The organism is Halomonas sp. BM-2019, from assembly GCF_017584085.1.
On sequence record NZ_CP071922.1, the window covers coordinates 2,368,996 to 2,373,322 of the forward strand.

Sequence of the window (4,327 nt, forward strand, 5' to 3'; positions counted from 1 at the left end):
GTGTGGCAGGCCGGCCCGGTCTGCGCCACCTGCAGCAGCAGGGTGTCGCCGTCGCAGTCCAGGGCGGCGCCCTTGAGGTGCTGCTGCTGTCCGGAGCTCTCACCCTTGCGCCACAGCGTGCCCCGGGAGCGGGACCAGTAGCAGACCCGGCCGGTGCGCAGGGTCTCCTCCAGCGCCTCGCGGTTCATCCAGGCCATCATCAGTACCTCGCCGCTATCGTGCTGCTGGGCGATGGCGGGGATCAGGCCGTCGGCGTTGAAGCGCACGGCGTCGAGCACCTCGGCCAGGGGGTGGCGGCTGTCGCAGGGGGCCCGCTCCAGGGCCTTGAAGGGATCGCTCATGGTCATTCCGGCGGCAGTAATTGAAGGGGGCAGGGCGGCCGGCTCAGGCGTCGGCGTGGCACGCCTCGCAGTGGCCGAGCAGCTCGATGGTCTGGCGCTCCACGCGGAAGCCCAGGTCGCGAGCTCGCCGGGAGAGCTGGGCATTGACGTCGTCCAGGTGCAGCTCCTCGACCCGCCCGCACAGCCGGCAGATCAGCAGCTGGAAGCCATGGGCATGCTCCGGGCAGGGGCAGGCCACGTAGGCATTGAGCGACTCGATGCGATGCACCAGCCCCTGGTCGATCAGGAACTCCAGCGCCCGGTAGACGGTGGGCGGACGGGCCGACGCGTGTTCCTCGGCCAGGCGGTCGAGCAGGTCATAGGCCTTCAGCCCGCCTGGGGCCTCGGCGATCATCTCCAGCACGCGACGCCGGATCGGCGTGAAGCGCACGCCGCGCTGCTGGCACTGACGCTCTGCCTGATGCAGCAGGGCACGTGAGTCTGTCATGGCGACCGTCGGATGGCGAAATGGAGCAACCTATTCTACGCGCCGGACCCTGAGCGGGCCAGCAGGGGTCAGACAGCCGCGGTCACCGCCTCCTGCGTCGCCTGGGCGCTGGCCTCGAGCTCGCTGCGCCGCGCGAAGTGCCGCTGGGCGAAGGCCACCCGCTCCTCGGGGGACACCCCCGCCGGCTGACGCTCGATCAGGTCGAGGCGTTCGCGCAGCCCTTCGCCGTTGGCCATCTGGATGGCCAGGCCCGGGCGGGCGTTGAGCTCGAGCAGCATGGGGCCATGGTCGCGGTCCAGCACCATGTCGGTGCCGAGATAGCCCAGCATGCCGGTCATCTCGTAGCACCCGGCCGCCAGCAGCAGCAGGGTGCTCCAGTCGGGGATATGCAGGCTGGCCAGCTCGTGACCGGTGTCCGGATGGTCGTGGCGGGTGCGGTCGAACTGCACGCCGCGGATGGCGCTGCCGCTGGCAATGTCCAGGCCGACGCCCACGGCGCCCTGATGCAGGTTGGCCTTGCCGTCCGAGGCGGCGGTGGAGAGGCGCATCATGGCCATCACCGGGTAGCCCAGGAAGACGATGACCCGGATGTCGGGCACTCCCTCGTAGGTGTACTCCAGGAGCCGCTCGTCGAAGTTGATCAGCGCCTCCACCACGGCCACGTCGGGAGAGCCGCCCAGGGAGTAGAGCCCGGAGAGGATGTTGGAGGCGTGCCGCTCGATATCCGCCAGGCCAAGGCGCGCGCCGCTGGGCTTGACGAAGGCGCCGCCCTCCACGTGGTCGATCACCAGGATGCCCTTGCCGCCGCTGCCCTTGGCCGGCTTGATCACGAAGCCGTTGTGGCCGTCGAGCATCTCGCTGAGGTGCTTGACCCCGAACTGGGTCCTCACGGTGCCGATCAGCGCGGGGGTGGTGATGCCGTACTCCTGGGCGAGCAGCTTGGTCTTGAGCTTGTCGTCCACCAGGGGATAGAGGCGCCGATCGTTGTAGCGACCGATATAGCGGATATTGCGGCGATTCATGCCGATGATGCCGCGGGTGCGCAGTCGTCCGGGGGAGGTCCAGTTCCACATGGCGCTCAATCCTCGGTGACCGGCTTGAAGCGGCGCAGCTCCAGCAGGCGATAGCCGGTGTAGTTGCCGGCCATCAGGATCAGCGCCATCAGGATCAGCTGCACGCCCAGGAAGTTGAAGGTGATATGGCGCACCCAGGGGTTGTTCATGGCCAGGTAGGCCAGCACCGCGGTCAGCAGGCTGCCACCGCCCTGGATCAGCACCTCCTTGGGCCCTTCCTCTTCCCAGAGGATCGACATGCGCTCGATGGTCCAGGAGAGGATGATCATCGGGAAGAAGGTGATGGTAAGGCCGGCATTCAGGCCGAATCGGTAGGAGAGCACCGAGAACAGCGAGATGATGGCGATCACCGTGATGATCACCGCCGACACCCTCGCCACCAGCAGCAGGTTGAGGTAGGAGAGGTAGTTGCGGATCACCAGGCCCACCGCCACGATCAGCAGGAAGCCGATCAGCCCGGTGATCAGGGTGGTCTGGATGAAGGCCAGGGCGATCAGCACCGGCATGAAGGTGCCGGAGGTCTTGATGCCCACCAGGATGCGCAGCAGCACCACCACCAGGGCCCCGATGGGGATCAGCAGGATGGTCTGGAACAGCGCCTGCTCCTCCAGCGGCAGGCTGTGGATGGAGAAGTTGAGCAGGGTGTCCTCGTCGAGCTGGCTGCGCACCGCGGCCGAGGCCGGCTGGGTGCGATTGAGCATCGAGAAGGTCGCCCGGGAGTTGGTGCCGCCCTGGACCTCGAGGACCGCCTGGCCGGAGGACTCCCAGAGCAGCAGGTTCTCGGGCATTCCCTGCTCGCCGCTGACCGGGTTGAAGAGCGCCCAGCGCTCGCCGTCGAAGACCTGCACCCACTGACTGAGTGCCTGGCGGCGGCGACCGTCCTCTAGCAGCAGGCCGCTCACCTCACGCGCCGGTACCCCGGCCTGGTTGAGCAGCCGCACCAGCAGGGGCCCGCGGTCGAACTGGGTCAGCAGCAGACGGGAGTTCTCGCCCAGGCGATCATCCCCGAAGTCGCGGATCAGCTCCCGGGCGAAGGTAAAGGCGTCGGCGCTGCGCCCCCAGGCGCGCTCGATCACCTGGACGGCCGCGGTATCGTAGGGGCGCTCCCAGACGATATCGCGGCGCAGGGCGGGCGGCGCCACCTGGGGCGGCCGGGCGCCAGGGGTCACCAGCAGCTGGGTGGTGTAGTAGAGCTGCTGGCTGCCCGAGGCCTCGCGGATCGACCACTGGGCGCGGCGGCCGCCGTGCTCCTCCAGGAAGGCCAGGCCGTAGCCCGGCGAGGCGGTATGCTCGGTGAGCAGGCGAAAGCCTTGCTGCTCGGGCGGCAGCGACATGTTCACCAGCACCGGGCCGCCCTGGGCATTGAAGTTGACCAGCGCCTCGACCTCCCACACCTCGCGCTGCTCGCCGGGGGTCCAGGGCACCTCGAGGGTCACGTGACGGTGGACGCTCAGGGCGATGCCCATCACCAGTAGCAGGCCGACAAGCAGATAGAAGGGCAGTCGTGACATGAAGCATCCTTGGTAAAGCAGGGGAGAGGGCGTCGGTGGAGAGAGCCTCAGCGCTCCTCGTCGTCCCGATCATCCTCATCATCGACCGCCTCATCGGCCGGACGCCCGCCGGGGAACTCGGGGCGCTCGTGGAGGTAGGTCTCGGCCACATCGATCACCGCGATATCCATCAGGAAGCGCCGACCCAAGAGCACCGGGTAGTTGAGGTGGGTGCGATCGTTGAGGGTGAACTCCACGGATTCGCGAATCGGCCCCAGGGTCATCATCAGGCTGACCACCGGGCGAGACTCCTCGCCGGCGGCCTGGACGATGCGCACCCGGCGCTCCACCGGCGCCTCGATCCACTCGTCACGCACGTCGTCGACCACCACGTCGTCATCGGTGACGCCCAGCTTGAAGCGCACCCAGTTGTCGCCATCGCGCTCGAAGCGGGTGATCTCGCTGGCCGAGAGCGAGGAGGTGTGGGCGCCGGAATCGACCCGCGCCTTGAGGTAGGTGCCCACGTCCGGCAGGCCGATCCATTCACTGCGGCCCACCACGGCCTTGTTGGCCAGGCCCAGCTCATCGGCGGCGCACTGCACCAGGGGCTCGCTGTCGGTGCGCTCCAGCCGCTCGATATCCGCCCGCAGATGGCGGACCAGGGTGCCCACCTCGCGAACGTCGGCGATCAGCTCCGACTGGCGCTGCTCCTGGTCCGCCTGACGGCGCTGCTGGAGGTCGCAGCGGCCGGCCAGGTCGGCCTCGAGCCGGTCGATGCGCAGCGCGAATTCGTCGGGCCCCAGCACGGGCTCCGGTTCGGCTTGCTCGATGGGCAGGGCACAGCCGGCCAGCAGCAGGCCGAGGGAGAGGACTCCGATGGAGAGCAGGCGTGGGAACATGGGACGGAGGACGTTTCCTGGAATCAGTTGCGTGATG

General features: G+C 68.4%; 5 protein-coding genes. All 5 read right to left on the minus strand.

Annotation, left to right across the window (positions count from 1 at the left end):
- A partial coding sequence (gene hisI / locus J5F18_RS11800; protein WP_346298819.1) for a phosphoribosyl-AMP cyclohydrolase occupies positions 1 to 341 on the minus strand: 341 nt, incomplete at its 3' end.
- A 43-nt stretch (positions 342 to 384) separates the two neighbouring features.
- Positions 385 to 828, minus strand: coding sequence for a transcriptional repressor (locus tag J5F18_RS11805; RefSeq protein ID WP_346298820.1), 444 nt, complete (start codon positions 826 to 828; stop codon positions 385 to 387).
- Between the two features lie 68 nt (positions 829 to 896).
- The gene (locus J5F18_RS11810) at positions 897 to 1,910 is read right to left on the minus strand and encodes an alpha-L-glutamate ligase-like protein (protein WP_346298821.1); all 1,014 of its coding nucleotides are present in this window, start codon (positions 1,908 to 1,910) and stop codon (positions 897 to 899) included.
- Positions 1,907 to 3,412, minus strand: coding sequence for a UUP1 family membrane protein (locus J5F18_RS11815; RefSeq protein ID WP_346298822.1), 1,506 nt, complete (start codon positions 3,410 to 3,412; stop codon positions 1,907 to 1,909). Before J5F18_RS11815 ends, J5F18_RS11810 begins: the two co-directional genes overlap by 4 nt.
- Before the next feature lie 47 nt (positions 3,413 to 3,459).
- A complete protein-coding gene (locus J5F18_RS11820; RefSeq protein WP_346298823.1) occupies positions 3,460 to 4,290 on the minus strand; it encodes an ATP-dependent zinc protease in 831 nt (276 codons plus the stop codon).
- Between the last annotated feature and the right edge of the window lie 37 nt (positions 4,291 to 4,327).